General features: G+C 73.0%; 1 protein-coding gene. It reads right to left on the bottom strand.

The features are described 5' to 3' along the window. Nucleotides 1-184 precede the first annotated feature (184 nt). Nucleotides 185-1603 (bottom strand): MFS transporter, encoded by a 1419-nt coding sequence (locus QH270_RS19610; protein ID WP_432420383.1) that lies wholly within the window; start codon nt 1601-1603, stop codon nt 185-187. Nucleotides 1604-1787: the final 184 nt, after the last annotated feature.

Below are 1787 nucleotides of genomic sequence, written 5' to 3'. Positions count from 1 at the left end.
CCCACATCCCGGTCGTGCGGGCCGCGGGCCACCCCCCCCCCGGCGCCGCGACCCAGCCCCCCGCCCCCTACCACCGCCCCCACGCCCCCAGGGGCGCCCACGGCCCCCCCCCGGCGGGGGCCCCCCGCCCCCCCCCCCGCGGCCGCCGTCCCGTTGGTTGGGGGCGGCCCACTCGGCTCGTCGATCAGTGCGCGAGCACCGGCTCCCCTTCGGCCGGGGCGGGCACCGTGTTCGGCATGAGCACGCCGATCACGATCGCGCCGAGAACGAATGTGGCTGTCGCCCACCAGAAGCTGGTGGTGTAGCTCTCGATCGCGCCCTGGGCCATGGTCAGCGGGCCGGGCTGGTGCGAGGACACGTAGTCGGTCATCGCCGAGGCCGCGATGGTGCTCAGCAGCGCGGTGCCGATGGAACCGCCGACCTGCTGGCTGGTGTTGACCATCGCCGAGGCGACGCCGGCGTCCTCGTGCTGCACACCGGCGGTCGAGCCCTGGAAGGCCACCGACATGGCGCCACCGAGACCGAGGCCGAGCAGCACCAGCGCGGGCAGGATGTGCGTGACGTAGCCGGTGTCGAGGCCGATGCGGGTCAGCCAGAGCATGCCCGCCGCGGCGACGAGGAAGCCACCGCTGATGACGACCTTGGGTCCGACCTTCGGCAGCAGCAGCGAGGGCGCGGTGGTCGAGGAGATCACCATGCCCGCGACCATCGGCAGGAAGGCGACGCCGGTGATGATCGGCGTGTATTCCAGGGTCAGCTGCATGTAGTAGGTGAGGAACAGGAAGATCGCGAACATGCCGATGCCCATGATGAACACGGTCAGGTAGGCAGCGCCGCGGGTGCGGTCGGTGATGATGCGCAGCGGCAGCAGCGGATGCCCGGCCCTGGTCTCGATCCACCCGAACGCCGCGAGCAGCACGGCGCCGCCGATCAGGAACGCCAGGGTGGACGGCGCGGTCCAGCCCTCGGTCTCGGCCTGGGAGAACCCGTAGACGATGCCGAAGAGCGCGGCGGTGACCGTGATGGTGCCGGGCCAGTCCAGCTTGGGTCGCGCGGCCGAGGTGGTGTGCTTGGCCAGCAGCAGCACCGCGCCGACGAGGGCGACGGCGGCGAAGATCAGGTTGACGTACATCGCCCAGCGCCACGAGGCCCACTCGGTGAGCGCGCCACCGAGCAGCAGGCCGATCGCGCCACCGGCGCCGGCGACGGCACCGAAGATGCCGAAGGCCTTGGCGCGTTCACCGGGTTCGGTGAAGGTGACCGTCAGCAGCGAGAGCGCGGCGGGAGCGAGCAGCGCGCCGAAGACGCCCTGGCCGACGCGGGCCGCGACCAGCATCTCGAAGGTCGTGGCCGCGCCGCCGATGGCGGAGGCCACCGCGAAGCCGACCAGGCCGATGATGAAGGTGTTGCGGCGACCGAACAGGTCGCTCAGCCTGCCACCGAGCAGCAGCAAGCTGCCGAAGGCCAGCGCGTAGCCGGTGATGACCCACTGCCGGTCGGCGTCACCGAAACCGAGGTCGGCCTGGGCGGCGGGCAGCGCGATGTTCACGATCGTCGCGTCGAGCACGACCATCAGCTGGGCGATGCCGAGGACGGCAAGCACCCACCAGCGCAGGGCGTGGGACCCGCGGCGGCCGGTGTCCGCGGCCGCGGGGCGGGTGGGGCCCGGGGGGGGTGGGGGGGGGATTAAGCCCCCGGGGGGGAGGGGGGGGGGGGGAGGGGGGGGCCAAAAGGGGGGGGACCCACCCCGGCCCACGCAACGACCACACGTACGGAGAAACCCCCCC

Source organism: Nocardia neocaledoniensis (genome assembly GCF_029868625.1).
In the GTDB taxonomy this organism is placed as follows: domain Bacteria; phylum Actinomycetota; class Actinomycetes; order Mycobacteriales; family Mycobacteriaceae; genus Nocardia; species Nocardia neocaledoniensis_A.
This window is presented reverse-complemented; position numbering and strand designations above follow the sequence as displayed.